Origin of the sequence: Parabacteroides hominis, assembly GCF_014287585.1 — a bacterium.
In the GTDB taxonomy this organism is placed as follows: Bacteria; Bacteroidota; Bacteroidia; order Bacteroidales; family Tannerellaceae; genus Parabacteroides; species Parabacteroides hominis.
The window spans coordinates 15,450-42,060 of sequence record NZ_JACOOJ010000027.1 but is presented as its reverse complement, the minus strand read 5'-3'; the positions used below and the strand labels follow the sequence as shown (position 1 = coordinate 42,060).

The 26,611-nt window shown below is 44.5% G+C and carries 21 protein-coding genes; 16 read left to right on the top strand and 5 right to left on the bottom strand.

The genetic code is table 11. From position 1 onward, the window contains the following. Positions 1–12: 12 nt before the first annotated feature. From H8S65_RS14215 to H8S65_RS14200, 4 genes are all read right to left on the bottom strand, one after another. Entirely contained in the window at positions 13–588 is a 576-nt protein-coding gene (locus H8S65_RS14215) for an anthranilate synthase component II (RefSeq protein WP_186930588.1), read from the bottom strand. A gap of 118 nt (positions 589–706) precedes the next feature. Continuing rightward, the gene (locus tag H8S65_RS14210; protein ID WP_186930587.1) at positions 707–2,110 is read right to left on the bottom strand and encodes an anthranilate synthase component I family protein; all 1,404 of its coding nucleotides are present in this window, start codon (positions 2,108–2,110) and stop codon (positions 707–709) included. A 36-nt stretch (positions 2,111–2,146) separates the two neighbouring features. Then, entirely contained in the window at positions 2,147–3,334 is a 1,188-nt protein-coding gene (gene trpB / locus H8S65_RS14205) for a tryptophan synthase subunit beta (RefSeq protein ID WP_186930586.1), read from the bottom strand. Positions 3,335–3,607: 273 nt separating this feature from the next. Further along, the gene (locus H8S65_RS14200) at positions 3,608–4,876 is read right to left on the bottom strand and encodes an ATP-binding protein (protein WP_186930585.1); all 1,269 of its coding nucleotides are present in this window, start codon (positions 4,874–4,876) and stop codon (positions 3,608–3,610) included. A gap of 202 nt (positions 4,877–5,078) precedes the next feature. Between H8S65_RS14200 and H8S65_RS14195 the strand changes: the two genes are divergently transcribed. Genes H8S65_RS14195 through H8S65_RS14185 form a run of 3 tightly spaced genes read left to right on the top strand, consistent with a single transcriptional unit; the run spans position 5,079 to position 9,694 of the window. Further along, complete coding sequence (locus H8S65_RS14195; protein ID WP_186930584.1) at positions 5,079–5,960, top strand: FecR family protein; 882 nt, start codon at positions 5,079–5,081, stop codon at positions 5,958–5,960. Positions 5,961–5,963: 3 nt separating this feature from the next. Next, the gene (locus tag H8S65_RS14190; protein ID WP_186930583.1) at positions 5,964–8,672 is read left to right on the top strand and encodes a TonB-dependent receptor; all 2,709 of its coding nucleotides are present in this window, start codon (positions 5,964–5,966) and stop codon (positions 8,670–8,672) included. 17 nt (positions 8,673–8,689) lie between these two features. Next, positions 8,690–9,694 carry a DUF4249 domain-containing protein gene (locus tag H8S65_RS14185; RefSeq protein ID WP_186930582.1) on the top strand — a complete coding sequence of 335 codons (1,005 nt, stop codon included), beginning with the start codon at positions 8,690–8,692 and terminating at the stop codon, positions 9,692–9,694. A gap of 545 nt (positions 9,695–10,239) precedes the next feature. Here H8S65_RS14185 and H8S65_RS14180 read toward each other — a convergent pair. After that, positions 10,240–10,842 (bottom strand): HdeD family acid-resistance protein, encoded by a 603-nt coding sequence (locus H8S65_RS14180; RefSeq protein ID WP_186930581.1) that lies wholly within the window; start codon positions 10,840–10,842, stop codon positions 10,240–10,242. Between the two features lie 191 nt (positions 10,843–11,033). Here H8S65_RS14180 and rfbA point away from each other — a divergent pair, with 191 nt between their 5' ends. From rfbA to H8S65_RS14115, 13 genes are all read left to right on the top strand, one after another. Beyond that, a complete protein-coding gene (rfbA, locus tag H8S65_RS14175) occupies positions 11,034–11,918 on the top strand; it encodes a glucose-1-phosphate thymidylyltransferase RfbA (RefSeq protein WP_186930580.1) in 885 nt (294 codons plus the stop codon). Next, complete coding sequence (locus tag H8S65_RS14170) at positions 11,911–12,981, top strand: GDP-L-fucose synthase family protein (RefSeq protein WP_186930579.1); 1,071 nt, start codon at positions 11,911–11,913, stop codon at positions 12,979–12,981. Before rfbA ends, H8S65_RS14170 begins: the two co-directional genes overlap by 8 nt. Positions 12,982–13,039: 58 nt before the next feature. Then, the gene (gmd, locus tag H8S65_RS14165; RefSeq protein WP_186930578.1) at positions 13,040–14,191 is read left to right on the top strand and encodes a GDP-mannose 4,6-dehydratase; all 1,152 of its coding nucleotides are present in this window, start codon (positions 13,040–13,042) and stop codon (positions 14,189–14,191) included. A 111-nt stretch (positions 14,192–14,302) separates the two neighbouring features. Then, positions 14,303–15,451 carry an OmpA family protein gene (locus H8S65_RS14160; protein ID WP_186930577.1) on the top strand — a complete coding sequence of 383 codons (1,149 nt, stop codon included), beginning with the start codon at positions 14,303–14,305 and terminating at the stop codon, positions 15,449–15,451. A 100-nt stretch (positions 15,452–15,551) separates the two neighbouring features. Then, a complete protein-coding gene (locus H8S65_RS14155; RefSeq protein WP_186930576.1) occupies positions 15,552–16,949 on the top strand; it encodes an undecaprenyl-phosphate glucose phosphotransferase in 1,398 nt (465 codons plus the stop codon). A gap of 68 nt (positions 16,950–17,017) precedes the next feature. Continuing rightward, a complete protein-coding gene (ruvX, locus tag H8S65_RS14150) occupies positions 17,018–17,440 on the top strand; it encodes a Holliday junction resolvase RuvX (protein WP_186930575.1) in 423 nt (140 codons plus the stop codon). A gap of 5 nt (positions 17,441–17,445) precedes the next feature. Beyond that, a complete protein-coding gene (gene def / locus H8S65_RS14145) occupies positions 17,446–18,003 on the top strand; it encodes a peptide deformylase (RefSeq protein WP_186930574.1) in 558 nt (185 codons plus the stop codon). A gap of 24 nt (positions 18,004–18,027) precedes the next feature. Beyond that, a complete protein-coding gene (locus H8S65_RS14140; protein WP_186930573.1) occupies positions 18,028–19,575 on the top strand; it encodes an acyl-CoA carboxylase subunit beta in 1,548 nt (515 codons plus the stop codon). 24 nt (positions 19,576–19,599) lie between these two features. After that, the gene (locus H8S65_RS14135; protein WP_005635376.1) at positions 19,600–19,932 is read left to right on the top strand and encodes an acyl-CoA carboxylase biotin carboxyl carrier protein subunit; all 333 of its coding nucleotides are present in this window, start codon (positions 19,600–19,602) and stop codon (positions 19,930–19,932) included. A 137-nt stretch (positions 19,933–20,069) separates the two neighbouring features. Beyond that, complete coding sequence (locus H8S65_RS14130) at positions 20,070–22,193, top strand: tetratricopeptide repeat protein (RefSeq protein ID WP_186930572.1); 2,124 nt, start codon at positions 20,070–20,072, stop codon at positions 22,191–22,193. A gap of 805 nt (positions 22,194–22,998) precedes the next feature. After that, positions 22,999–24,384: a DUF4934 domain-containing protein gene (locus H8S65_RS14125; protein WP_186930571.1), complete on the top strand. Its 1,386-nt coding sequence runs from the start codon at positions 22,999–23,001 to the stop codon at positions 24,382–24,384. Between the two features lie 630 nt (positions 24,385–25,014). Then, complete coding sequence (locus H8S65_RS14120) at positions 25,015–26,169, top strand: DUF4934 domain-containing protein (protein ID WP_186930570.1); 1,155 nt, start codon at positions 25,015–25,017, stop codon at positions 26,167–26,169. Positions 26,170–26,177: 8 nt separating this feature from the next. Then, positions 26,178–26,357: a glycosyltransferase gene (locus H8S65_RS14115; RefSeq protein WP_186930569.1), complete on the top strand. Its 180-nt coding sequence runs from the start codon at positions 26,178–26,180 to the stop codon at positions 26,355–26,357. The last annotated feature ends 254 nt before the right edge of the window (positions 26,358–26,611 follow it).

Here is a 26,611-nt window from a genome sequence, read left to right as displayed (position 1 = left end):
AATTCTTAATTATTAACTTTCAATTCCGCCCATCCAGTTCCGTATGATTGTCTTTCCCTTCGGTGTCAGCACGGATTCCGGGTGGAACTGGATGCCGCGAACATCATATTCGCGATGGCGGAGTGCCATTATCTGTCCTTCCTCCGTATCTTCCGCCGTGATCTCCAGGCAGTCGGGGAAATTCTCTTTTGAGACGACCCACGAATGGTAGCGGCCGGCACGGAAACCGGATTCCAGGCCTGCAAACAACGGGTCTTCCACTTTCACCCGTATATCCGAACAAACCCCGTGGTGCACATCCGTCAGGTTGATAAGCGTTGCACCGAATGCTTCCCCGATAGCTTGCTCTCCGAGGCAGACGCCTAAGATGCTCTTGGTCGGTGCATAGCGGCGGATCAACGGCAGCAGGATGCCTGCCTCCTCCGGGATGCCCGGACCGGGTGACAAAAGGATCTTGTCAAAACGTTCCACCTCGTCTAATGATATCTTGTCATTGCGGTGTACTTCTACATCCGCACCTAATTCCTTCAGTATATGCAACAGGTTGTAGGTAAAGGAATCGTAATTGTCGAATAGTAATACCTTCATAAAAACTTTGTTTTTTATAGTTGAAAGTTGAGAGTTGAAAGTTAAGAATGGAACTGCTTGCTAAGCCAAACCGGTTCTTATACCTCCCAAGTAACTTTCCACTTTCCACTTTTCATTTTCAATTAATAAGTGTTGTTGCCAGATCGATCGCTTTCTTCAAAGCGCCTAACTTGTTATTTACTTCTTGTAATTCACGTTCATCATTGCTTTTGGCGACAATGCCGGCTCCTGCCTGATAGTACAGGACATTGCCACGGCTGACGAATGTACGGATCGTGATCGCCTGGTTCAAGTCACCGTCAAAGCCGATAAACCCGATGCAACCGCCATAGGCGCCTCGATTATGCTTTTCTATATCCGTAATCAGTTGCATGGCGCGTACCTTCGGCGCTCCGCTCAATGTCCCGGCAGGGAATGTGTCTATATAGGTTTTAACCGGATTACTATCAGCATCGATTTCACCGCTGACACGCGATACCAGATGAATGACGTGGCTGTAGTATTGCACTTCCTTATAGAAATCGACCTGTACGCCATGTGCATTGCGCGAGAGGTCGTTACGGGCGAGGTCGACTAACATTACATGCTCGGCATTCTCTTTCGGATCGGCAAGCAGGGCTTCTGTGCGCTGTCTGTCCAATGCTACATCTCCCGTGCGGAAAGCCGTGCCTGCAATCGGGTCGATGCTCGCATGACCGTCGGCTACCTTGCAGTGCGTTTCGGGTGAGGAGCCGAAGATACGGAATCCTCCGAAGTCGAAGTAAAACAGGTAGGGGGAAGGATTTATGCTCCGGAGAGCCCGGTAAACTTTGAAATCGTCTCCTTTGAACGCCTGCTCGAACCGGCGGCTCAGTACGATCTGGAATACGTCTCCACGGAGGCAGTGACGGATGCCTTCCCGCACCATCGCTTTATATTCTTCCCCGCTGATAGGAGATGTTTCGGGACCGATAGCCTGGAAGTTGTAAGAAGCGTAGTTCCGGTTTTCGATCAATGTCTCTATCTCCTGCAAATTGGAGTTTTCGCCCGGTTGCAGCAGTTCGACCAATGTCAGTTCATTTTTGAAGTGGTTAAACACAAGTACATACTTGTATAATATGTAAAGCATATCAGGAGCATCGTTCTCTTCGTGATGCGCTTCCATCACCGGGATGTTCTCAAAGTAACGCACGGCGTCAAAAGCCGTATATCCGAACAGTCCGCAGACTTTCTTATCAGGACCTTCAATCGAGAAACGCTTCAAAAACGCGTTCATGGCATCCGCCACGTTAAATGTTTCCGTCAATGCCGTAACCTCGCTTTTCCCATCAGGAAAAATAGCTGTACATTCCCCATTGTTGATCCCGATACTTGCTAACGGACAAAGCGCGATATAGGAAAGGCTGTTTTCGTTTCCATGAAAATCGGAACTCTCCAATAAAGCCGATTCCGGATAAATATCCCGTACCTTCAGGTAGATACTGACGGGTGTGTGGAGGTCACCGAGAACCTTCCTGCTTATTGTTTTAAATGTATAGTTCATAGATCATTATTATTATCCTCCCGAAGGAGGGATCGGTTACTTTTTATTCTTATACTTAATATACGTCTCCATATCCTTATCTCCCCGGCCCGATACCGTCAGGACAACGACGTCTTCCGGTTTGAATTTAATCTTGGGTAATGCCCCTAATGCGTGTGCACTTTCAAGTGCCGGGATAATCCCCTCGATCTGCGTCAGGCAAAAAGCCGCTTCTAACGCTTCATCGTCGTTGACGGCAAGAATCGTAGCCCGGTGGGTTTCCGACAGGTTGGCATGGATCGGTCCGATACCCGGATAGTCCAGTCCGGCAGAGATGGAATAAGGTTCTTCGATCTGCCCGTCCTCGTTTTGCATCACTAACGTACGCGCCCCATGTATGATGCCTTTCCTGCCTAACTGGATGGTTGCCGCGCTTTGTCCGGTCGTAATCCCCAAACCGCCTGCTTCGGCAAGAACGATTTTTACCCGTTCGTCATCAATAAAATGGTAGATCGTCCCGGCAGCGTTGCTTCCGCCACCCACACAGGCGATCAGATAATCCGGATAGTCACGTCCTTCCTGTTCCAACAACTGCTTTTTGATCTCTTCGCTAATGACGGATTGCAAACGCGCCACCATATCCGGATAAGGGTGAGGACCGACTGTTGATCCGATGATATAATATGTGTCGGAAGGGTGGCAGCACCAGTCGCGGATCGCCTCGTTGGTCGCATCTTTCAGCGTCATATTGCCAGAAGTAACGGGGACGACCGTTGCGCCCAACATCTCCATCTTCTGCACGTTTGCATGCTGGCGTTCCACATCCGTCTTACCCATATAGACGATACATTCCATATTCATCAACGCGCATACGGTAGCGGTCGCCACGCCATGCTGCCCGGCTCCCGTCTCGGCGATGATGCGGGTTTTCCCCATCCGGCGTGCCAGCAAGATCTGTCCGATCGTGTTGTTGATCTTATGAGCGCCGGTATGGTTCAGATCCTCGCGCTTCAGATATATCTTGCAGCCATACTTCCCGCTCAGCCTTTTAGCCAGGTAAAGAGGGGAGGGGCGTCCGACATAGTCCCGAAGCAACTGGCTGAATTCTTTCTTGAAGCTATCACTCTCCAATACTTCCTGATACTTCTTCTGCAAATTTTCCACACACTGGTGAAGTATTTCGGGCACATACGCCCCTCCAAACTCACCATAATACCCATTTTCGTCAACTTGATACGTTTTCATCGTTCTATCTGTTATTATTTATTTTTTGTCTTTTCGAATCTTTGCCTTAAACGAAAAAAGGCCTGCCGCAAGTGCGACAGACCTTTTATTATATCACGATAGTATATACATGAGGGCTGGTTCCTTACGACCTTGTGAGTTGTAAAGAGCGCCACCACCAATATGTATTTACTATAATTATTCTCATGACTTTTGTTGTTATTACGGCAGCAAATATATGCATTCTCTGACAAACTGCAAATAATTCGGCTGTTTTTTTATTTTTAGTTTACTTTATTTTAGCAACCATTTCCAAATAGGGATCACTTCGATGCTGTTCTCGTCTTCTTGGATAGTAGTCTCTTGATCCATTGTGATAATCATGAGCTTCTTCAGCGGGAATACCGTAGCCATTTTATATAGAGCTTTTGTTTCGCGTTCCCGTGTATCGAGATCGCTGATATTGTAGGATACTTGAATCGCCAATTCCTGAGAAGGCACATAAAAGTCGACTTCTACTCCCTTGTTATAGTAATACAAATTGTCTTCTTCATATCCTCCATACTTCTTGAGTAAGGTTACGGCCACCAGATTTTCCAATAGTTTGGTGGTAGGATCGAACAGATAGTTGTTGAGCAATCCGTTATCGCTGAAATATCGTTTTAGGTTGGAGATACGCTCTGCCAAACTATCGGTATAGTTTGTAATGCTAAACGTAAGAAAAGCATCATCCATGTACGAAAGATACTCACTGATCGTATTTCGTCCTAATTTGATGCCGGTCGATTGCAATATGTTTAAAAGCCGGGTCTGTGTAGTGGGTTGCATCACGCTTTCGGCGAGTTTTTTTACTAATAGGCGAATTAGCGGAGCATTTCTGATATCATTTCTTGCAATGATATCTCCCAATAGGATTTTCTGGCATAAACTGTTTATCCATTCCCTTTTGTCCGCCCGATTGAATATCTCTGCAAATCCGCCGTAATGGAAATATTCATCAAACAGTCCCCTTACTTTTGTCGCAATAGGAGCGTATTCCCAGTTGGCATCCAGCTTGATGCCTTTGTAGATCAGATATTCTTCAAAAGAAAACGGGTATATCTCTCTGGCTATGAATCTTCCTCCCAAAGTGGTCGCTATCTCCCGGCTCAACATGTTGGCATTGCTGCCTGTAATGAACACGCGGTATTGAGTGTCGGCCAAGCGTCTTGCGAATTTTTCCCATCCGTTGATGATCTGGATTTCATCTAAATAAACGATAGGCTTACGTTCAGTGTATATTTCGTGATAGGCTGTTATCAGCGTGTCAAAATCTTCCAGGCCTCCTATTTGAAGCCGGTCGTCTTCAAAATTGATGTATAGAATATCTTCGCGTTGAGATTTACCGGTTCGGATCCGTTCCTGTATATTTTGGTAAAGCATGAAAGACTTTCCGGCACGGCGAAGCCCTACCAGTACATAATTCCCTTTTTCATCGAAGTCCATCTTCCGCTTTTGCAAGGGAATTGCTTCTATTCGTTCCTGGTTCTGAAGGATGATTGATTTGATAATTGATTTATCCATGATCGTCTGACTTTGAATACAAATATACGACTTTTGCTTTATATGGAAAGCATAAATGCTCAAAATATGCTCTCCATAGAGTGCAAAGATTATCATGTTGTAATACTTTTTAACAAACTTACATTTACTTTTATATAAAACACATAGTGAGTTTCTTTTTCCCGCCTGTCTTTATCTCTGAAATCAAGTAGAAGAGAAAAGCATGGAACCTTCGCACGATTATATAGAAAAGACATTAGACAAGCTCATCGCCTCCACGCGTTCGCCCCGCGGACGCTATTCCGCTCCCGAAAGTTGGAAGTTGTTGGAGAGACAGATCGTTTCTCCCCGGACAAAGCGGTTGAGGCTGTTCCGTCTGGCGGGAGCTGTTGCCGCATCCGTCCTTCTCTGCCTTGCAAGCTGGTTTGTCTATGATTACCGGAAGCCGGCAACGATGCAAACAGTTTCAGCCGGTGCAGCCATATCGGTAATCACTTTGCCGGACCAGACGAAAGTGACGCTGAACCGCTATTCCTCTTTGACTTATCCGGACCGTTTCAAAGAGGGCAGGAGGGAAGTGCAATTGCAGGGAGAGGCTTATTTCGAAGTCGAGAAAGACGCCCGGCATCCCTTTATCGTGAAAGCGGACCCGGTCGAGGTCGAAGTGCTCGGAACACATTTTAATGTTGATGCCTATCCCGGCGATGCAGAAGTGAAGACGACCCTGTTGGAAGGTTCCGTAGCCGTCAGTGCGCCGGCTGGAAGCAGCCGGATTACGCTTTCTCCCGGAGAAAGCGCCATTTATAACCGGGCCGGTAAAACGCTGCAGGAAGAAAAAACAGAGGAAAGCGATGCGGCTACCGGCTGGCGCGACGGCCATTTCCATTTTGACTATCTGCCGTTGCAGGAGATTGCACGGGAGCTGTCAAATGCTTTTCATGTGAAAATCAGGATTACGGATGAAGATATAAAGGATTTTCGTATCAGGGCGCATTTTACCGAAGGCGAGAGTTTGGATCAGATGCTCGATCTGCTTCAGTCAGCCGGTAATTTCAGTTATGCAAAGGCGAATGACACGATCTTGATCCATTCTAAACTTAACTAAGTCATGAATTATTACCTATATTGTCTCCGCCGGCTCACCCGGCTTATTCTTCTATTATGGATAGTTTTCAGAATTGCGCCGCTCGCCGCACAGGACCGGGCGGCGCGTCTGGACTTCCAGGTCCGGCAGGCCACACTGGACGCTTTCGTCCGCCAGTTGGAGGATTCCACCGGCTTCTCGTTTATCTATAGCGAAAAGGTACGGCTCCGGCAGCCCGTCACCCTCGATGTCCGCCGGAAGACCGTCGAGGAAATCCTGCAACATGCATTCGGGCAGGAAGCGGTCACGTTTAAAATCTCCGGCACGCACATCTTGTTAGGCGAGCGGCCTCTTTCCCGTAAATATACGGTCAGCGGATATATTACCGATTCCATATCGTCGGAAACGCTGATCGGCGCCAATATCTTAGAATCCAGCCATCATGCCGGGACTTCGACAAACCCTTTCGGGTTCTACAGCCTCACCTTGCCGGAAGGAGAGGCCGGGCTTTCCTTTTCATATTTAGGATATGAAACCAAGCATTGCCGTTTCCTGTTAAGCCGGGACACCGTGATGAACATCCGCCTGCGGACCAACAACCAGTTGGCGGAAGTCGTCGTCCTTTCCGATAAGAAAGAGACAGGCATTCGGGCAACGGCTATGAGCACGTTAGACATCCCGATGACGCAGATCAGGAATACTCCGGCTATCTTGGGAGAGGCCGACATCCTCAAGACGATCCAGTTGATGCCTGGCGTACAGGCCGGAACAGAAGGTTTCAGCGGACTGTATGTGCGGGGTGGCGGACAGGATCAGAACCTGATCCTTTTGGATGGCATCCCTATCTATAATGCCGACCATATGTTAGGCGTGTTCTCCATCTTTACCCCGGAAGCGATGAAAAAGGTCACGCTTTTCAAAGGTTCCTTTCCTGCCCGCTACGGAGGCCGTCTGTCTTCTATCGTGGATATCCGGACAAACGACGGCGATATGCAGAATTACCACGGCACGGTCAGCATCGGCCTGCTGACCAGTAAGCTGCATCTCGAAGGTCCGATCCTGAAAGATAAAACATCCTTTTGCCTGACCGGTCGCCGCACCTATCTCGACCTGGTGGCAAGGCCGTTCCTGCCGGAGGACAAGAAATACAATTACTATTTCTATGATATCAATGCCAAGGTGAACCACAAGTTTTCCGACCGCAGCCGCCTGTTCCTCAGTTTCTACAAAGGGAAAGACCATTACGACTATAAGCAGGACAAGGAATATGACGGCTATTCGAATAACTATGGGCCGAGCATGTATTTCTACAACAGCCGGATCGATTTCAACTGGGGGAACACGATTGCCGCCGGACGGTGGAATTATGTCTTCAACAGCAAATTATTCAGCAATACGACCGTTGCATACAACCATTACCAGATGAGCATGGCAGACAGTTACCGGAAAGACATCATCGAAACGGACAAGGATGGCAATCTGGTAGCCGATAAAAATGAATCGTATGTCTATAATTCCGATTACCGTTCCGGTATACATGACTGGAGTTTCCATACGGACTTCGATTATATGCCTGTCCCCGACCATCATGTCAAGTTCGGGCTTTCCTATCTGTATCATACCTTCCGGCCGGAGGTGACGACCTCGCGTGTGAAAGAAGCCGCAGACGGGCAGACGGCACAGGATACCGTCTACAACGATTCCTCGAACAGCTATCTGCACGGGCACGAGTTCTCGCTTTATGCCGAAGACAATGCCGATATCGGCGACCGTCTGAGCCTGAATGCGGGCATCCATCTCTCCTTGTTTTCCACACAAGGGAGAGGCTACCTGTCGGCACAGCCTCGTCTCTCTGCCCGTTATCGCTTTCATGACGATTTTGCGGCAAAGGCCTCCTTCACACAGATGGAACAGTATGTGCACCTGCTGTCATCCTCACCGATTTCGCTGCCGACCGATTTGTGGGTTCCGGTTACTAAAAACATCCGCCCGATGCGCTCCTTCCAGTATGCTGCCGGCGGCTATTATACCGGTGTGAAAGGGTGGGAGTTCTCTCTGGAAAGCTATTATAAGGATATGTATAATGTCTTGGAATACCAGGATGGCGCCACCTTTTTCGGATCATCCGGCGGATGGCAGGAAAAGGTGGAGATGGGGCGGGGACGCTCGTTCGGCCTGGAGATTTTAGCACAGAAGACCATCGGGAAAACAACGGGATGGTTGGGATATACGATCGCCAAGAGCGACCGCCGGTTCAAGGACGGGACGGTCAACAACGGCGAGCGTTTCCCTTATAAATACGACCGCCGCCACAACATCAATCTCTGTGTGAACCATGCTTTCAGCAAGAAAACGGATATAGGGATCACCTGGATTTTCAATACGGGCGGAACGGCTACGGTTGCCGAACAGCGTACCGGAACGGCATCTGGTAACCTGATCGACTACATTTCCCATCGCAACAATTACCGCCTCCCTGTCAGCCACCGGTTGAACCTGAGCATCAATTTCCATAAGAAACTGCGCCGTGGCATGCAGACCTGGAATATTTCGATCTATAACGCCTACAATGCCATGACTCCGAATCTTGTCTATAAGGAAGAAGAATATATCGGAGTACAGCATACTAAACCGGACGGTAGCTATGATACGACCTGGAAACGGAAAACAAGGCTGATAAAGCAAACGCTTCTGCCCTGTATCCCTTCGATTACCTATACGTACCGGTTCTAATAAAAAAGGAATAGAATATGAAAAAGAATTTATCCATATTATTCATGCTAACTTCCATGCTGTTCCCAGCTTGTGAGAATGAACTTCCATACATGAACAAGCCGCAAGCCCCGCAACTTCTGATGAACGCCTTTCTCGAAGCCGGAAAGGAAGAAAACGGAGTGTCCCTATGCATGATCGATGCCGATGAGCAGCAGACGGATTATGTTTCCAATGGTTCCATCACCGTATATGTCAACGGCGAAAAGACCGAAACGGCGCAGGTGGAGAAGATCTATGGTTCTTTCAATGCTCCCAATTGCACGTTGAAAACCCCTTTCCGCCCCGGTGATCACATCCGCTTTGAAGCGACAGCCGAAGACGGGCAATACCAGGCTGGCTGCGAGGTGGAAATCCCGCTGCCGATCGAGGAAACCATCCGTGTAGATACGCTCCGTACGCAACTGAAGGGCAATTCCAGTATGATGGATTGTATGCAATACAAAATAACGATCCACGACCGTCCGAACGAGAAAAACTATTACCGTCTTATTATCGAAGAAAATACATACCGGATTTCTTCGGAAGATGGCATCGAATACGGTCCCTTTTCCTCTTATCCCGAAATTATCAACCAGGAGGATATCGTGTTGACTGACGGGCATCTTACGACTACCGACGACGATAAATTCGGCATCCTGGACTTGACTGTCCGTAATCTCAGCAATGTTTTCACGGACGGTCGTTTTGAAAATGGTTCGTACACTCTTAAAGTCTACACCTCTATCCCATATATTAGCGAATCAAATAGAAAAGATCATTTTTACTTGGATGTTACAGTCCGCTTGTTGAGCATATCGCAATCTTATTATCGTTATTTACGTGCGATGAACTGTCTGAATTCGGAAGATTATAACGAAACCTTTATGGAGCCGGTCATCGTCCCTCAGAACGTATCGGGCGGCTTAGGTTTTATCGGAGCTTCCTCCGAACAGCGGGTAACCTTGCGGATGATCGACCGGCCACCTTTCTCCATCGAATGATTATAATGATAACCATAATTAGATATTGATTGCTGGTTCGAATTTTCTTGAAGCAAACTTATTGTCATTCCTGACTTATTGTATAGTTTCCCGAAATACCCGTTGGTCCGAATCGAAACAGTAGCGCATGAAATTTGATTTTAGACCCCATATACTTCGAATTATCCGCGCGGGTAATATTTTTTAAGAAACAAGGCATTTGGCAAAGATTTGAATATTAGAAAGATACATATATCTGCCTTTTTGGAGGGGTTCTTGTATTTTTTTTCTATATAAACTCGTTTGGCATAAGTCCGTTTTTTGACTGGTTTGAGTCATAAAGCGGTGTGTCAAAATGTACTTGTCCCCGCGCCTCGCGCGGCGTCGCAAAAGAACAGGCCTTATCGATCAGATATTTATACGGCCAGTTTTCATGCGATCCCGCGCGGGGCGCGGGAACAAGGCTGTTTTGACACACCTTCTTGGAAGGTTCACCTTATGCAAGTCGACAACCTTGTGTAAGACAGCAATGCGGTTATCAGGCTATAAGGGTAAAAACAGGAAAGTCAATCTGTTTCCCTGGCATCCTGTTCTTCGTAGTATTCTTTATTCCGTTTGTGCAGGCTCTTCAATTCGAAGGAAAGCATAACACGGAAGATTCCGATGATCAGCAAGGTGTACGCGATCATATAAACAAGTGATAACGCTCCGAGGCCCGGTTGCCAGATAATGCCGATACTGCAAAGGATCGCCAGTATGCCGAAAGCCATATACCAACCCCAGTTGCGTGTTCCGTAACGTTTCAGGTCCATAGCGTAGCCGGTTGAAGCGAAACCGCGGAACATCAGCCAGAAGGCGACGATGAAAGGCAGCACTGCCATACTCAGGCCGATATTGGCCATCAGGTAGATACCTAAAATCAGGTCGATGATGCCGCTTGCTAAATACCAGCCCCAACTGGAGATATTCTTTTTATTGGTGACGGCAAAGAGGATTTCCAGTGTGCCGCTGACAAACATGGAAACGCTGAACAAAACACTCAGTGCAACATAACTTGCCAGCGGTGTGAACATCAGGCAGATTGCAATAAGGATATAAAGCAGGCCCAGCAGCAGGGAAACCCACCAGTTTTTTACTCCGAAGTTGATTGTGTCAATAAAAGTCTTCATAATAAATTCGTTTTTTAATTATTTTGAAATCTACTTTGTAACAAACCTTTGGAAAGAAAAGTTTCACCGGGCCGGTAAAGTGAATTATTTTTAATACATTTGCCCTCCGTTATATTTATTAAGAATTTATGGTTTTGGATTTACCATTGATACATAAATCTAAAATCATAAATCATAAATCATAGAAGATTATGAAAGGTATTGTTTTAGCAGGAGGGTCCGGCACGCGTTTGTATCCGATAACCAAAGGGGTTTCAAAGCAGTTATTACCTATTTATGACAAACCGATGATCTACTATCCGGTCTCTGTATTGATGCTGGCAGGAATACGTGAGATACTGGTGATTTCCACACCACAGGATCTTCCCGGTTTTCGTCGTCTGTTAGGAGACGGTTCCGATTATGGCGTCCGTTTCGAGTATGCCGAACAACCTTCACCGGACGGATTGGCACAAGCTTTTTTGATCGGGGAGGAGTTTATAGGAAATGATTCCGTTTGCCTGGTTTTGGGCGACAATATCTTTTACGGACAGAGCTTCACCGCTATGCTAAAAGGCGCCGTAGCCAATGCGGAAAACAAACAAAAAGCAACAGTCTTCGGTTACTATGTCAATGATCCGGAACGTTATGGCGTGGCCGAATTCGATGGGGCGGGAAATGTATTGAGCATTGAAGAAAAACCGGCATGCCCGAAATCGAATTATGCGGTTGTCGGTCTCTATTTCTACCCGAATAAGGTGGTGGAAGTAGCCAAACGGATTAAACCTTCCGCCCGCGGCGAACTGGAGATTACGACTGTCAACCAGGAATTCCTGAAGGATGAAGAACTGAAAGTTCAGCTCTTAGGGCGTGGTTTTGCATGGCTTGACACCGGCACGCACGATTCCCTTTCCGAAGCCTCTACCTTCGTCGAGGTGATAGAGAAACGGCAAGGGTTGAAAATTGCCTGCCTGGAGGAAGTCGCTTACCGGAACAGCTGGATCGATGCAGAACGGTTGAGGCGGGTTGCCACTCCGATGCTGAAGAACCAGTATGGACAATATCTGCTGAATTTGATAAAAGAAGAGAATGAATAAGGATAGTAAAATATTTGTAGCAGGCCATCGGGGACTGGTCGGTTCCGCCATCCTGAAGAACCTGAAGGCAAAAGGTTACACGAACTTTGTCCTGCGTACGCATGCGGAACTGGATTTGACCGACCAGCAGGCAGTTCATGATTTCTTTGCAACCGAGAAGCCGGAATATGTGTTCCTGTCGGCCGCCCATGTCGGAGGGATTATGGCGAACAGCCGTTACCGGGCCGACTTTATTTACCAGAATCTGATGATTCAGAACAATGTGATTCATGCTTCTTATCTGAATAAGGTAAAGAAACTCCTGTTCTTGGGCAGTACTTGTATTTATCCGGGAAATGCCCCGCAACCGATGCCGGAGGATTGCTTGCTCACTTCGCCTCTCGAATATACGAATGAACCCTATGCGATTGCCAAGATAGCGGGGATCAAGATGTGCGAGAGCTATAACCTGCAATACGGGACTAACTATATCGCAGTGATGCCGACCAACCTGTATGGTCCGAATGATAATTTCAACCTGGAGACTTCGCATGTGCTTCCTGCCATGATTCGTAAAATACATTTAGGCAAATGTCTTTCCGAAGGGGATTGGGGTTCCGTCCGGAAGGATCTGAATGCACGTCCGGTTGAAAACGTATCCGGCGATGCTTCCGAATCCGAAATATTGGATATTCTTGCCAAGTACGGCATCTATCCCGGTAAAGTGGAGTTGTGGGGCACAGGCAAACCGCTTCGTGAGTTTCTTTGGAGCGAGGAGATGGCGGATGCTTCCGTCTATGTGATGGAGAAGGTCGATTTTGCCGACGTCCGTCCTGCTGCCGGCGATATCCGGAATACGCATATCAATATAGGTACTGGAAAGGAACTTTCTATCCGTGAAGTGGCTTTCCTAATCCGTGAAAAGGTCGGTTTTACAGGTGATATCGTATTTAATTCGTCCAAACCGGACGGGACGATGCGCAAACTGACGGATGTCACGAAGTTGCATGCCTTGGGCTGGCATCATACGATTGAAGTAGACGAAGGGGTTGAACGCCTTTATAGCTGGTATTTGGAGAATTGAAAATTGAGAATTAAAAATTTAAAAATAGGGAGGATGTTTCGTCTTCCGTTTAAAAACGATGAGTAAAGTTGCTTTAATAACAGGAATAACAGGACAGGACGGGGCTTACCTGGCCGAGTATCTGATTAAGAAAGGATATGTAGTGCACGGTATCAAGCGCCGGTCGTCCATGTTCAACACGGATCGTATCGACCATCTTTATCAGGACCCGCATGTGGAAAACCGTAATCTGATACTGCATTATGGTGACCTGACCGACAGTTTGAACCTGACTCGTATCATCGGTGAGATACAGCCGGATGAAATCTATAATTTAGCGGCCATGAGTCATGTGAAAGTAAGTTTCGATACTCCCGAATATACGGCTAATGCCGATGGTCTGGGTGTTTTGCGTATTCTGGAAGCGGTTCGCCTGCTGAACCTGATTCCCAAGACACGCATTTACCAGGCTTCCACATCCGAACTTTATGGCTTGGTACAGGAAGTCCCGCAGAAAGAGACGACTCCTTTTTATCCGAGAAGTCCGTATGCCGTAGCCAAACTTTACGGTTACTGGATAACGGTGAACTATCGTGAGGCATATAAAATGCATGCATCGAACGGCATTTTGTTCAACCATGAATCTCCTCTGAGAGGGGAAACGTTCGTGACCCGTAAGGTGACGCGGGCTGTCTCCCGTATTGCCTTAGGCATGCAGAAAAAAGTTTACATGGGGAATCTTTCTTCCAAACGTGACTGGGGACATGCAAAAGACTATGTCCGTGCGATGTATGCCATCCTCCAGCAGGACGAGCCGTCTGATTACGTCATTGCGACGGGGATTACGACAACCATCCGCGATTTCTTGAAAATGGCGTTCGCCGAGATAGGCGTGGAAATTATTTTTAAAGGAGAAAATGTTAACGAGGTGGCTGTCTTAAACTATATTGACGAAGATGTGTTTATTGAAAGAGTCGGTGAGGCTTATCTCGATAATCTCAGGAAACGGATTGGAGATGAGGTCGTTGGTGTCGATCCCCAGTATTTCCGTCCGACCGAAGTCGATTTGTTGATCGGCGATGCGACAAAGGCACATACCCGTTTGGGATGGGAACCCAAGTACGATTTGGCCGCTTTAATAGAGGATATGATGTTGAACGATATAAAGTTGATGAAGAAAGAATCGTATCTTAGAAAAGGTGGCTATGAAATATTGAATTATTTCGAGTAAAGTCGAACTTTTACTGTTTTTATTTGTTATAATTAGAAAAAGAGTTAATTTTGCACTATATTTGAGCAAATATTATAGGTAATTGATTGTTTAATTAAAATGTTGATGAATATGAAGACTAAAGTATTACTTTTAGCTTTGTTATCAGGTTTTGTTTTCTCTGTGTCTGCACAGGAATTTAAACCGCAGGTTGGATTTAGCAATGAGGCAGGCTATAAAACAAACTTCAAAAAGAACAAAGCTGGCGACAACTGGTTTATCTCTATTGCAGGTGGCGCAAGTGTTTTATTTGGTGATCAGAACAGTGAAGCCGATTTCAAGAATCGTTTGAATTTCGCTCCTCAGTTCTCTGTTGGTAAATGGTTTAATCCGTATTTGGCCCTGCGTCTCCAGTTGAATGGTGGTGTGTTGCATGGTTTTGAAAATACAGGTGCTACATTTATGCAGCATAATAAATATGCAGCTGCTCATGCCGATTTGTTATGGGATGTAACTAATTTCTGGGCTCCTTATAACGAAAAGAAGGTGTTCCGTTTGATTCCGTGGATCGGTCTTGGTTATGCACAGCGTTTCAAGAACTCTGATGATAACAGGGGTATTGCAAGAACAGAATCTCCGACGGTCAACTTCGGTATCCTGACTGCATTCCGTTTGAGCAAACGTGTAGATTTGAATGTTGAAGTTCAGGGTTCATTGCTGAACGAACAGTTTAACCGTGTTTCTATGTATCACCTGACTGACGGTATCGGACAGTTGAGCGCAGGTTTGACTTTCAAACTGGGTAAGACTGATTTCGAAGTATTGGAACCGATGGACTACGCTTTGCTGAACGACCTGAACGGACAGATCAATGCTTTGCGTGCAGAAAACGACGAATTGAGCAAACGCCCGGTTTCTTGTCCTGAATGTGAAGAAGTTGTAACTAACGTTGTTAATAACTATGTAGACAATGTGGTATACTTCCGTATCAATAGCGCTAAGATCGACAAGAACCAGCAGGTTAGCATCTTTAATACTGCACAGTTCATGAAAGATAACAATGTGCCTATCAAGGTTATCGGTTATGCTGATAAGAAAACAGGTACAGGTTCTTACAATATGCAGCTTTCTGAAAAACGTGCAAGAGCCGTTGCTAAAGAGTTGATCGATAAATACGGTATCTCTTCTAACCAGATCACAATCGAATGGAAGGGTTCTGACGTTCAACCGTATAGCGAAAACAACTGGAACCGCGTTGTTATCATGTCTGCAAATAATTAATTAATTTTTGATTATATCCCGAAAGGCTGCACATAATCGTGTGCAGCCTTTTTTTTGCTCGGAAATAATGCTTATTTTTGCATGATTTTAGCGCGTTGTTATGGAGTTAAATAAAAAACATGGTTACCTTATTCAATGGTTAATAGGCGTTGGGGATCTGATCGTTCTGAATCTTCTTTTCTTTATAGTCTACTATGGGTTGAATAATTTTTATACATCTGCTATCACCGGAAGCTTGCGTGAGGTGGTGCTTTTGTTGAATTTCTGCTATTTCTTCTCCCTCTATTTTGTCCCTTTGCAATTGCATATGTCCATTGTCTTTATTGACAAGATTGTGCAGAGGGCGTTTCTTTTGGTTACGATTATGACTTTCCTGTTTGCCACCTGTCTGATTTTCCTGAATGTCGGGGACGTGCTGGCTACTTTCCTGCTGATTTATTATATCGTTACGGTCGTTATATTTTCGTTGTGGCGTGTTATTGTGCGTGTGACTTTGAAGATGTACCGCCGGAAAGGATATAACTTTAAGAAGATCGTGATTGTCGGGGCCGGAAAGAACGGGATGGAGTTGTATAAGGTCATGAAGGACGATTTGTCGTACGGCTTCAATATCCTGGGATTCTTTGATGATAATCTGTCCTTGAAATCTGTCCTGCCGAATTATTTGGGAATGACGAATGAGGTGGAAAGCTTTGTGTTGGCAAATGATGTGGATGAAATCTACTGTACTTTGCCGGGTACGAATGATGAAAAGATCGTGCGTTTGCTGAATTTTGCAGAGAAACATATGATCCGTTTTTATATCGTGCCGGAATTCTATCGAAACTTGAAGAAGAGTCTTGTGATGGAGGTATTGGAGTCTATCCCTTTGATGACTGTCCGTCGCGAGCCTTTGCAGGCTGCCTACAACCGGGCGTTGAAACGTGCATTCGATATTCTTTTTTCTACTATAATTCTGGTGACTATATTCCCGATACTGTATGTCGTGGTCGGTATCATGATCAAACTCAGTTCTCCGGGACCGATCTTGTTCAAGCAAAAAAGAACGGGATTGTACGGGCAGGATTTCAGGTGTTATAAATTTCGTACGATGAAAGTTAATGCACAGGCGGATTCCTTGCAGGCTGTGAAAAACGACCCGCGCAAGACGAAGGTCGGAGATTTTCTTCGTCGGACGAACCTGGATGAGTTCCCCCAGTTTATTAATGTGTTGAGAGGAGAAATGTCGGTCGTAGGGCCGCGTCCCCACATGCTGAAACATACCGAACAATACTCTGCCCTGATCGACAAGTATATGGTCCGCCACCTGGTTAAACCGGGGGTGACAGGTTGGGCGCAGGTGACAGGATACAGGGGAGAAACGAAAACATTGGAACAAATGGAAGGCCGTGTGAAACGAGATGTATGGTATATCGAGAACTGGTCTTTCTTCCTGGATCTTAAGATTATAGTCGTAACGGTTCTCAATATGTTCAAAGGAGAAAAGAACGCATACTAAGCATTAAATTGCACACTTTTTATATATATGTGTAATTGGGAACTGAATTTATGTTATCTTTGTGCCCGATGGGAAGGATTATAGCAATTGATTATGGCCGGAAACGTACCGGGTTGGCTGTTACAGATACCTTGCAGATGATTGCAAACGGACTGACAACCGTGCCGAGCGGTGAACTGACAAAGTTTCTGGCTGATTATGTCTCACATGAACCCGTTGAACGGTTTGTCGTCGGACTTCCGAAACAGATGAACAACGAACCTTCAGAAAATATGAAATATGTGGAAGCTTTTGTGACACATCTGAAGCGGACTATTCCGAACATTCCGGTGGAATATTACGACGAACGGTTTACTTCCGTTTTGGCACATAAGGCAATGCTGGACGGAGGACTGAAAAAAAAGAAAAGGCAGGATAAAGGATTGGTAGACGAGATCAGTGCCGTTATTATCTTGCAATCATATTTGGAAAATAAGAAATATCAGTTATAAAAGTTATGATTTTACCAGTATATTTATATGGACAGCCTGTGTTAAGAAAAGAGGCTGAAGAAGTTCCGATGGACTACCCGGATCTGAAACAATTGGTAGCCAATATGTTTGAGACGATGTACAATGCCGATGGCGTAGGGCTGGCCGCTCCGCAGGTCGGTTTGTCATTGCGTCTTCTGGTAATCGACGCCGACGTGATGGGAGATGATTTTCCTGAATGCAAAGGCTTCAAGCGTGCAATGATCAATCCTGTTTTCCTTGAAAAAAGCGAAGAAGAGGTTTCGATGGAAGAAGGTTGCCTGAGTTTGCCGGGTGTGCATGAGAAAGTATCCCGTTCGACAAAAATACGTGTCAAATACCTGGATGAAGACTTGAAAGAACATGAAGAAACGGTGGAAGGATTTGCAGCCCGTGTCGTGCAGCATGAGTGCGAACATCTGGAAGGCCATGTTTTCATCGACAATATTTCCGGAATCCGCCGCCAGTTGAATAAAAGCAAATTAAATAGTATTATTAAAGGTACAGCCCGTTGCTCGTATAAGGCAAAAGCGGTTGGTAAGTAATAAGAACTCTATTAACTAATCAGTATGACAGATTTAAGTAAAAACATTCAGGCCCTCAGGGAAAAGAAAGCCGTCGTTGAGATGGGTGGAGGCGAGGCTGCTATCGAAAAGCAGATCGCAATGGGCAAATTGACTGCCCGTGATCGTATTCTATCCTTGTTGGACAAGAATTCTTTCCACGAATATGACCTGTTCGTGAAGCACGATGGTCGCGATTTCGGTATGGATAAGAAGGATTTACCAGGTGATGGTGTTGTTACAGGCACAGGTACGATCTTCGGCGCTCCGGTTTGTATCTATGCACAGGACTTTACGGTTGCCGGTGGTTCGTTAGGCTTGCAGCACGCACGTAAGATCACGAAGATCATGGATCATGCCCTGAAAATGAAATGTCCGATTATTGGTATCAACGATTCGGGTGGTGCGCGTATCCAGGAAGGTGTAGGCGCATTGGCGGGTTATGGTGAAATATTCTATCGCAATACAATTGCTTCCGGTGTTATCCCGCAGATCTCTTTGATTCTGGGGCCGTGTGCCGGCGGGGCCGTGTATTCTCCGGCTTTGACGGACTTCGTATTTGTAGTTGAAAATATCTCCAAGATGTTTATTACAGGTCCGAACGTGATCAAGACCGTGTTGGGCGAAGATATCTCTATGGAAGACCTGGGTGGCGCGCGTGTTCATGCCGAGATTACCGGTAATGCTCATTTCTATGCACAGAGCGAGCAGGAATGTTTCGAACAGGTTAAACGTCTCGTCAGCTTCATCCCCTGGAACAACCAGCAGCATGCCAAGGCTATCGAACCGAAGGAGCCGGCTGCAATGTTGAACATCGACGAGGTGGTTCCGGCAGATCCGAAGCAGCCGTACGATGTGCGTGACGTAATCAAATGTATCGTTGACGATTCCGACTTCCTGGAAGTACAAGAATTATGGGCCGCCAACATCGTGATCGGTTTCGGCCGTATGGGGGGTGAAACAGTCGGTTTCGTGGCCAACCAGCCGATGGTATTGGCAGGTGTGCTGGATTGCGACAGTGCCGATAAAGCTGCACGTTTTATCCGTTTCTGCGATTCTTTCAATATTCCTATTATCACGCTGGAAGATATGCCGGGTTATTTGCCGGGTGTCGACCAGGAACATGCAGGTGTGATCCGTCACGGCGCAAAAGTATTGTATGCTTATTCCGAAGCGACTGTTCCCAAGATCACGGTTATCCTGCGTAAGGCTTACGGTGGCGGTTATATCGCCATGAATTCACGCCACTTGGATGCGGACTTCATGTTTGCTTGGCCGAGTGCGGAAATTGCGGTGATGGGACCTGAAGGAGCGGCCAACATTATCTTCCGTAAGGAGATCATGGAAGCTGAAGACCAGAACGCTATGCGCCAGGAAAAGGTGAAAGAATATATCGAGAAGTTCGCAAATCCTTACGTGGCTGCGTCCAAAGGATTCATCGATTCTGTTATCGAGCCGAAAGAAACACGTTCATTGTTGCTTCACGCACTTAAACTTTCTGTATTGAAAGAGGAATACAGACCGGCTAAGAAGCACGGATTGCCTCCGTTCTAATTAACGCTGTAAAAACTTTTAAATATGGAAAAGAAAGAGAAAGATAACGAATATGTGGATTTTGTAGTAACAGCCCGCAAATACAAGACGACGCTGACTGCAAAATATAAGAACCGTAAAATGTGGCATAAGCCTTTTGTCGGTGATGTGATTTCTCATCTTCCCGGAACGATCGTTAAAGTGGAAGTACAGCAAGGGCAGGAAGTTGAAGCCGGCCAGCTGCTTCTGATCCATCAGGCGATGAAGATGTACAACCGGGTGGTAGCTCCCGTAGCCGGCACGATTGTCGAGCTGGGCGTAACGGAAGGTGATAAGATCCCTAAGGACCATTTGATGGTTAAGATTCAGCCGAAGTAAATAGCTGAAGCAAGTAAATATAGAAAGCTTTCACACTGTTTTGCAGTCTGTGAAAGCTTTTTTTATAGATTGGTTTTAATGGCTAAGATTATTTACTTACTTTTGCGACCGATCAATGTCGAATATTTTTATAATAGATGAAGAAAGCGATTCTTTTATTTATATTTCAGTTGTGTTCATTAGTCATGTTTGCACAAATCAATACGGACCGTGTGCTGACTATCGGACGCAACGCTTTGTATTTTGAGGACTATGTCCTTTCGATACAATATTTCAATCAGGTTATCAAATCGAAACCCTGGTTGGCCGAACCGTATTTCTACCGTGCTGTGGCAAAAATCAATCTGGACGATTATAAAGGGGCCGAAGAAGACTGTACGCTTTGCCTTGAGCGGAATCCTTTCTTAGTACAGGCATATTACGCACGCGGCATTGCCCGCCAGAGCCAGGACAAATTTGACGGAGCCATAGAAGATTACAGGAAAGGACTGGAGTTTAAGGCGGAAGACCGCCAGATGCTGGTGAACATGGCGGTTGCCAATATCCAGAAGAAAGATTTTAAAGAGGCTGAAAAGGTGTTTGACGAACTGATGGCGGCCCATCCCAAATATTCCATGAACTATCTGACGCGTGGTGCGATGTACACCGAGAAAGGCGATACGGTCAAAGCGCTTGCCGACTATGATAAGGCGATCAGCATGGATCCCTATTATGCTCCCGCATATGGAAACCGCGCGATCCTGCATTACCAGATGAACAATATGAAAGACGCGCTTGCCGATCTGAACGAGGCTATTCGTCTGAATACCCGTGAGAGCGGTTATTATATCAACAGGGGGCTGGTCCGCTACCAGTTGAAGGACTTGCGTGGCGCTATGGCGGATTACGACCAGGTGGTCAGCATGGACAGCCACAACCTGATTGCCCGGTTCAACCGGGGATTGCTTCGTGCACAGATCGGGGATAATAACCGGGCTATCGAAGACTTCGACGTTGTGATCGAGATCGAACCGGATAACTACATGGCTTATTACAACCGTGCGTTGTTGCGTTACGAGACGGGAGATTATCAAGGTTCCGTACATGATTTCGATGTCGTGTTGCAACAATATCCCAACTTTGTCGCCGGTTATTACAGCCGTGCGGAAGTGAAGCGTAAAATGCATGACGAGGTGGGCGCCGACCGGGATTACTGGACTGCCTATAATATGGAGCAGCAAAAGAAGACCGGAAACGCTTCGGGAAATGCGGTCGCTTCCCGGAATGGTAACAATGCCGGTACGCAATCGGGCGATCCGGCGTCAAAGGATGGAAATACGCGTGAGCAGTCGGATAAGAATATCGATAAGTTCAACCGTCTTGTCGTGTATGATGAAGAAGAGGTGCGTAAGACGAAGTATAATAGCGAAATTCGCGGGCGTGTACAGGACCGCAATGTGCGTGTGGATCTGGAACCGATGTTTGTCCTGACCTATTACGAAAAAGTGGATCCGGTAAAGAAGTTGGTTTATTATGATAAGATGGTGGAAGCCTATAATGCCCGTCTGGTCTTGGAACGTAAGTTGCGTATCACAAACGAGGAAGCCCCCCTTACGGAAGATCAGGTTGCCGTACATTTCGCTTCTATCGATAACTTCTCTGCCCGTATAGTGAAGAATCCGAACGACGTGGATGCCTATTTCGGACGTGCATTGGATTTTATGCTTGTACAGGACTTTACCGAAGCGATTAAGGATTATACGAAGGTGATCGAACAGGATCCGAATTTTGCGATGGCTTATTTCAACCGGGCTGTCGTCCGATATAAGCAGCTTGACTATAATATGTCGCAGGCTGCCAGTTCCCAGGATGATTTCTCGGCTATGAGCATGAATCTTAAGATGGGCAAGAATCCGACGGTTACCCGTACGCCGTCGACATCCGATCCGGTTTCTGCATCCCTGAAAGACAATAAGCGGGCTTACGAACATGAAATGATTACGCGTGATTATGACATGGTAATCAAATTGAATCCGGGTTTCGTATATGCTTATTTCAATCGTGGAAACCTGCGTTGTGCGCAACGCGATTTCCGTGCTGCCATCCAGGATTACAGCGAGGCGATCCAGCGTGATCCGGAATTTGCCGAGGCTTATTTCAACCGTGGATTGGCACGCCTTTCGCAAGGAGATGCCAACCGGGGAATCGCCGATTTGAGCAAGGCCGGAGAGTTGGGTATCATCAATGCTTACAGTATTATCAAGCGTATGACAAGCAATTGATCCCCCCTTATTGTAAAAAACATCTTGAAAATGACTTGAAACCCATCCGTCAAATGTTCTTCGGACAGTTGTTTACGGATCGAAAATAAGGCCTTTGGGAGGCCATTCCCGTGAGGTGCGCGGTTTTTCCTCCCGGCGACCGTCTTCATCGCCACGAAGTCCGACTTCGTATAGAGTGAATCCAGCAGCCCGGAGCGATGAAGACGGTCGTCAGGGCAATGAAGACGGTCGTCGTGGAAATAAAGGTTCGATTCCCTTGAAAAGACCCTCCGGATCCGGGCGATATCCCTTTCCCCCCTCCTTCGTTTCCCCAAATATTCTACTCACCGGCAGTTCCGTCTTTTCGAAGTGTAAGGGATATGGAGAATAAGATAGCCAAGTGCCATGCAATTTCTGCCAGTCCGGCGGCCCGTTTGCCGGTATGTTAGTGAAAGCGCTGTTTCTGTGGAAAAAAGACAGGCTGAGATTGTACTTGTTTTCCCTTGAAATAGAAAAAACAAGGGTTATTGTAAAAAATCTTGATAAGTAAAAACAGCTTGTTGTTCCTTATCTTTTCCCGGTTAAGGTGCGTCACTGTTCAAATATTTCTTGGATGGATCTTGTCGAGTATATAAAGTTGATGATATTCAGTATGACAAAAAAGTATTCCCGATAGTAAGCGGACAAATATCTGTAGCATCTTTATGTTGGATATTAAGAGATTGATGGTGAAAAACTAATATTGTTAAAAAATATCGGCGAAATAATTAGTGAATATGAACGGATATTGGTAATATTGCATTTGTAACCTGATAAATGCAGTACGATGAAAAAAAACATATCCGGCTACCTTATATATAGGAGCATTGGATTCGGGACAGACATACCGGTTGGTGCTGACCAACCAGTTAGGAGATCGATTGGAAGGAACGATCGACTTATCCGGATGGGAGAACGACATTTCGCCGGTTTCGAATATCGAGGATTGAATAATCTGGGAGATTATATCCAGTCCGTAGCGGTAGAACGGTTATTGCCAGTAATAGAGCAGCGGTTCGATAGGGTATCTTTATACCTCTTCTGTTTACTTATGCTTGTTTTCTCCTGCTGTCAAGAAAATAAAGTCAAAGAAAATGGTCTTATTACGGTTGACGTAACAAAGAAATTTCCAAATAAAGATTTATCTCTACAGGATTTTGTGGACATAGAATATATTCCATTGGAAACTAATAACGAATTTCTGTGTGGAGGATTAATTATGGCTTGCGGAAGTAAATATTTGATTGCCAAGAATCGAAATAGCGATGGAAATATTTATGTGTTTGATCGAAAAGGAAAAGGTATTAGTACATTTAATCGAAAAGGGAATAGCGGAGAAGAGTATTTATACTTAGGAAATGTTTTATTGGATGAAGAAAAAGAGGAAATTTTTATTAGTAGTGTAAAAAAAATACTTGTATATGACCTGTATGGCAATTTCAGAAGGAGTTTTCCATATAAAAAAGGTGTGGAATATTATTATCAACTAACGAATTATGATAAAGAGCATATCATTTGTTGGGATGGTTCCGGAGAATCAAATCCTAAAGCAGTAGAATCACCCTCTTTTTACATCCTATCAAAATCTGATGGAAGCATCATAAAAGAAATAAATGTACCGCTTAATAAGCGGACATCGACTTTGATTATTTTATCAAGGGATGAAAAAACACATATGACATATTCTCTCGCAAATACCCCTAACCCCATACATAAGTTCCGTGATCGAATACTTTTAAACGAACCATCCTCTGATACAATTTATAGATACAGTGATGAAAAAGGTCTGATTCCTTATATGTGCAGAATACCTTCTATACACTCCATGAACCCTGAAATATTTCTTTATACTGATATTATTACTGACAAATATGATTTTATGCGGACGTATGAAAAAGCACGCAATGGAGAAGAAAAAGATTTGGTTTACGACAAGCAGCAGAAAACCGTATATCATTGTACACTTCATAATAAAGATTATAAATATCAGAAATATTTAAGATTGAAGGGGAAGAACATCAACGATGAAATCGCTTCTGTGGAATCACTCGATGCCTTTGACTTGGTTAATGCCTACAAGAAAGGTTATCTACAAGGAGAATTAAAAGAAATTGCTTCTAAAATGACAGAAGAGGACAATGCGGTAATCATGTTAATGAAGCATAAAAAATAAAGGATGCTTTAAACATGATGGTTTTTGGAAGTGAATTCAAAACAAATAATTTATAATTTGTTGAATTTGAAGCAACTTGTGTTTGAGGTTACAGATTCTTGTAATTTGAACTGTAAGTATTGTGGTTATTCGGATTTTTATGTTGGATATCAAGAGATTGATGGTGAAAAACTAATATTGTTAAAAAAATATCGGCGAAATAATTAGTGAATATGAACGGATATTGGTAATATTGCATTTGTAACCTGATAAATGCAGTACGATGAAAAAAAACATATCCGGCTACCTTATATATAGGGGCATTGGATCCGGGACAGACATACCGGTTGGTTCTGACCAACCAGTTAGGAGATCGATTGGAAGGAACGATCGACTGATCCGGATGGGAGAACGACATTTCGCCGGTTTCGAATATCGAGGATTGAATAATCTGGGAGATTATATCCAGTCCGTAGCGGTAGAACGGTTATTGCCGACAATAGAGCAGCGGTTCGATAGGGATACATTTTGATTTTTGACACGTAGTAAAACGGAGTGTAAGAACTGTGTTTTTGTTGATATGTGTCCTCCTATAGGTAATTATGAGAAAGTTTTTGATACAAATATGCTGTGTAAATGTATTAATCTGTTATGAAATTCAAAGTCCTAATTCTTTTTTTGTTATTGTCTTGTGTTCAATCTGCTGAGAACGAGAGAGAAATACCATTTGCTAATGGCATTGAAAATGTCCAGGAAATAAATGTGAGTGATATTGCGCTTGACGTGAGATATATAGCGTTGGAAACGAATTCAGATTGCCTGTTGGGGAAGGATCTGTATGATATTTCATTTAGTGAAAAATATTTATTTGTTAGGGATGATTCAGATTTGTATCAATTTACTTTGGAAGGGAAGTTTATTCGAAAAATTGGCAAAAAAGGCCAAGGACCTAAAGAGTTTTTGATGATTTCTTCTGTTAAATATGATAATCAAAAAGAAGAAATATATATGAATGATTTGTTGTCTGGTAAAATTAAAGTGTATTCTTTTGATGGTGATTTTATGAGGGATATATTGACTGAAAATGGAGAGCAGTTAATTTATTATAATACAGATGATAAATTGTTTTATATGTATCCTATGTTTTTTTATAATGAACAAGAATCAAATGAATTAATTGTACGTAATGAAAAAGGTGAAGAACTGTATGTTTTTCCTTTTTTTCGAGATGGAAATGTGAAGTATCCCAGTTTTTTGATTTCTCAATCGATTATTTATACATATAATGGAATTATTTATTATAAAAACCCTCTTGAATCGGTAATTTTCAGATTGGATAATGACAAGAAGACGCCGATGTATAATTTGAGTTTGGGGCGTTATGAAAATTTGAGTTTATTAGATGACGTAGTTGTTGAAAAAAAAGGAAATATAGGGTTTGGAGAATTTAATAAAGAAGCAGAGGATAAATTATCTTTTTATGATATATTTGAGTTGCAAAACTATGTTTGTTTTTTTTATCTTCAGCATGATCGCAGATTTGCTTGGTATAATAAAGTAAATAACTCTGTTTGTAGAATTCGTGGTCGTTCTGCAAAAATAGACGGTTTTACTGATGACCTACAAAATGGTTATCCCATTTTACCTCGTTTTTGGGGAGAAAATCGAATAGTAGGATATGTTTCGGCAGGAACTTTAATTGAAGAAATGAGGAATAATAAAATGGTTGACGGATCATTGAGGCAAGTAATGACTAATTTATCAGAAGAGGATAATCCTGTATTGCAAGTAGTTACTTTGAAATAGGGCTAAATATGGCTGAATTGGTTGATGAAGCAATTAGGAGTATTTTACAACAGACATTTTTTGATTTTGAGTTTATCATAATAGATGATGCTTCTGATGATGATACGAGCCTGGTACTACGTTTTTACTTGGATGAAAGAATTGTGCTTGTCCGAAATAATTCTAATATCGGTAATTATGCTTGCTGAAAACGGATGATATCCACCCCCCCAAAAAAAAACGGGGATATCCGTTCACTTTTCTGTTTCTTTATCTTAATGGCGTTGGCATGTTGTGGCAGGAACATGAATGAGGATAATACTTTTAAGAGTTTTCATCATGTTCACGAAGAATCATACCTTGTCCTTTGCTTACCAGTGACAGCTAATGGAGAGGGCATGGATATTCCAAAATCCGAAACTGGCGTTTACATGGATAGCCAAAGACTTCATGGCGATACACT

What these genes read in the sequence shown, in the direction of transcription:
- H8S65_RS14195 (WP_186930584.1), top strand. Translation starts at nt 5,079, where the DNA reads ATGGAACCTTCGCACGATTATATAGAAAAGACATTAGACAAGCTCATC.
- H8S65_RS14160 (WP_186930577.1), top strand. Translation starts at nt 14,303, where the DNA reads ATGAAGACTAAAGTATTACTTTTAGCTTTGTTATCAGGTTTTGTTTTC.
- H8S65_RS14180 (WP_186930581.1), bottom strand. Translation starts at nt 10,842, where the DNA reads ATGAAGACTTTTATTGACACAATCAACTTCGGAGTAAAAAACTGGTGG.
- H8S65_RS14125 (WP_186930571.1), top strand. Translation starts at nt 22,999, where the DNA reads ATGAAAAAAAACATATCCGGCTACCTTATATATAGGAGCATTGGATTC.
- H8S65_RS14135 (WP_005635376.1), top strand. Translation starts at nt 19,600, where the DNA reads ATGGAAAAGAAAGAGAAAGATAACGAATATGTGGATTTTGTAGTAACA.
- rfbA (WP_186930580.1), top strand. Translation starts at nt 11,034, where the DNA reads ATGAAAGGTATTGTTTTAGCAGGAGGGTCCGGCACGCGTTTGTATCCG.
- H8S65_RS14115 (WP_186930569.1), top strand. Translation starts at nt 26,178, where the DNA reads ATGGCTGAATTGGTTGATGAAGCAATTAGGAGTATTTTACAACAGACA.
- H8S65_RS14185 (WP_186930582.1), top strand. Translation starts at nt 8,690, where the DNA reads ATGAAAAAGAATTTATCCATATTATTCATGCTAACTTCCATGCTGTTC.
- H8S65_RS14200 (WP_186930585.1), bottom strand. Translation starts at nt 4,876, where the DNA reads ATGGATAAATCAATTATCAAATCAATCATCCTTCAGAACCAGGAACGA.
- trpB (WP_186930586.1), bottom strand. Translation starts at nt 3,334, where the DNA reads ATGAAAACGTATCAAGTTGACGAAAATGGGTATTATGGTGAGTTTGGA.
- ruvX (WP_186930575.1), top strand. Translation starts at nt 17,018, where the DNA reads ATGGGAAGGATTATAGCAATTGATTATGGCCGGAAACGTACCGGGTTG.
- def (WP_186930574.1), top strand. Translation starts at nt 17,446, where the DNA reads ATGATTTTACCAGTATATTTATATGGACAGCCTGTGTTAAGAAAAGAG.
- gmd (WP_186930578.1), top strand. Translation starts at nt 13,040, where the DNA reads ATGAGTAAAGTTGCTTTAATAACAGGAATAACAGGACAGGACGGGGCT.
- H8S65_RS14170 (WP_186930579.1), top strand. Translation starts at nt 11,911, where the DNA reads ATGAATAAGGATAGTAAAATATTTGTAGCAGGCCATCGGGGACTGGTC.
- H8S65_RS14215 (WP_186930588.1), bottom strand. Translation starts at nt 588, where the DNA reads ATGAAGGTATTACTATTCGACAATTACGATTCCTTTACCTACAACCTG.
- H8S65_RS14210 (WP_186930587.1), bottom strand. Translation starts at nt 2,110, where the DNA reads ATGAACTATACATTTAAAACAATAAGCAGGAAGGTTCTCGGTGACCTC.
- H8S65_RS14130 (WP_186930572.1), top strand. Translation starts at nt 20,070, where the DNA reads ATGAAGAAAGCGATTCTTTTATTTATATTTCAGTTGTGTTCATTAGTC.
- H8S65_RS14155 (WP_186930576.1), top strand. Translation starts at nt 15,552, where the DNA reads ATGGAGTTAAATAAAAAACATGGTTACCTTATTCAATGGTTAATAGGC.
- H8S65_RS14120 (WP_186930570.1), top strand. Translation starts at nt 25,015, where the DNA reads ATGAAATTCAAAGTCCTAATTCTTTTTTTGTTATTGTCTTGTGTTCAA.
- H8S65_RS14190 (WP_186930583.1), top strand. Translation starts at nt 5,964, where the DNA reads ATGAATTATTACCTATATTGTCTCCGCCGGCTCACCCGGCTTATTCTT.
- H8S65_RS14140 (WP_186930573.1), top strand. Translation starts at nt 18,028, where the DNA reads ATGACAGATTTAAGTAAAAACATTCAGGCCCTCAGGGAAAAGAAAGCC.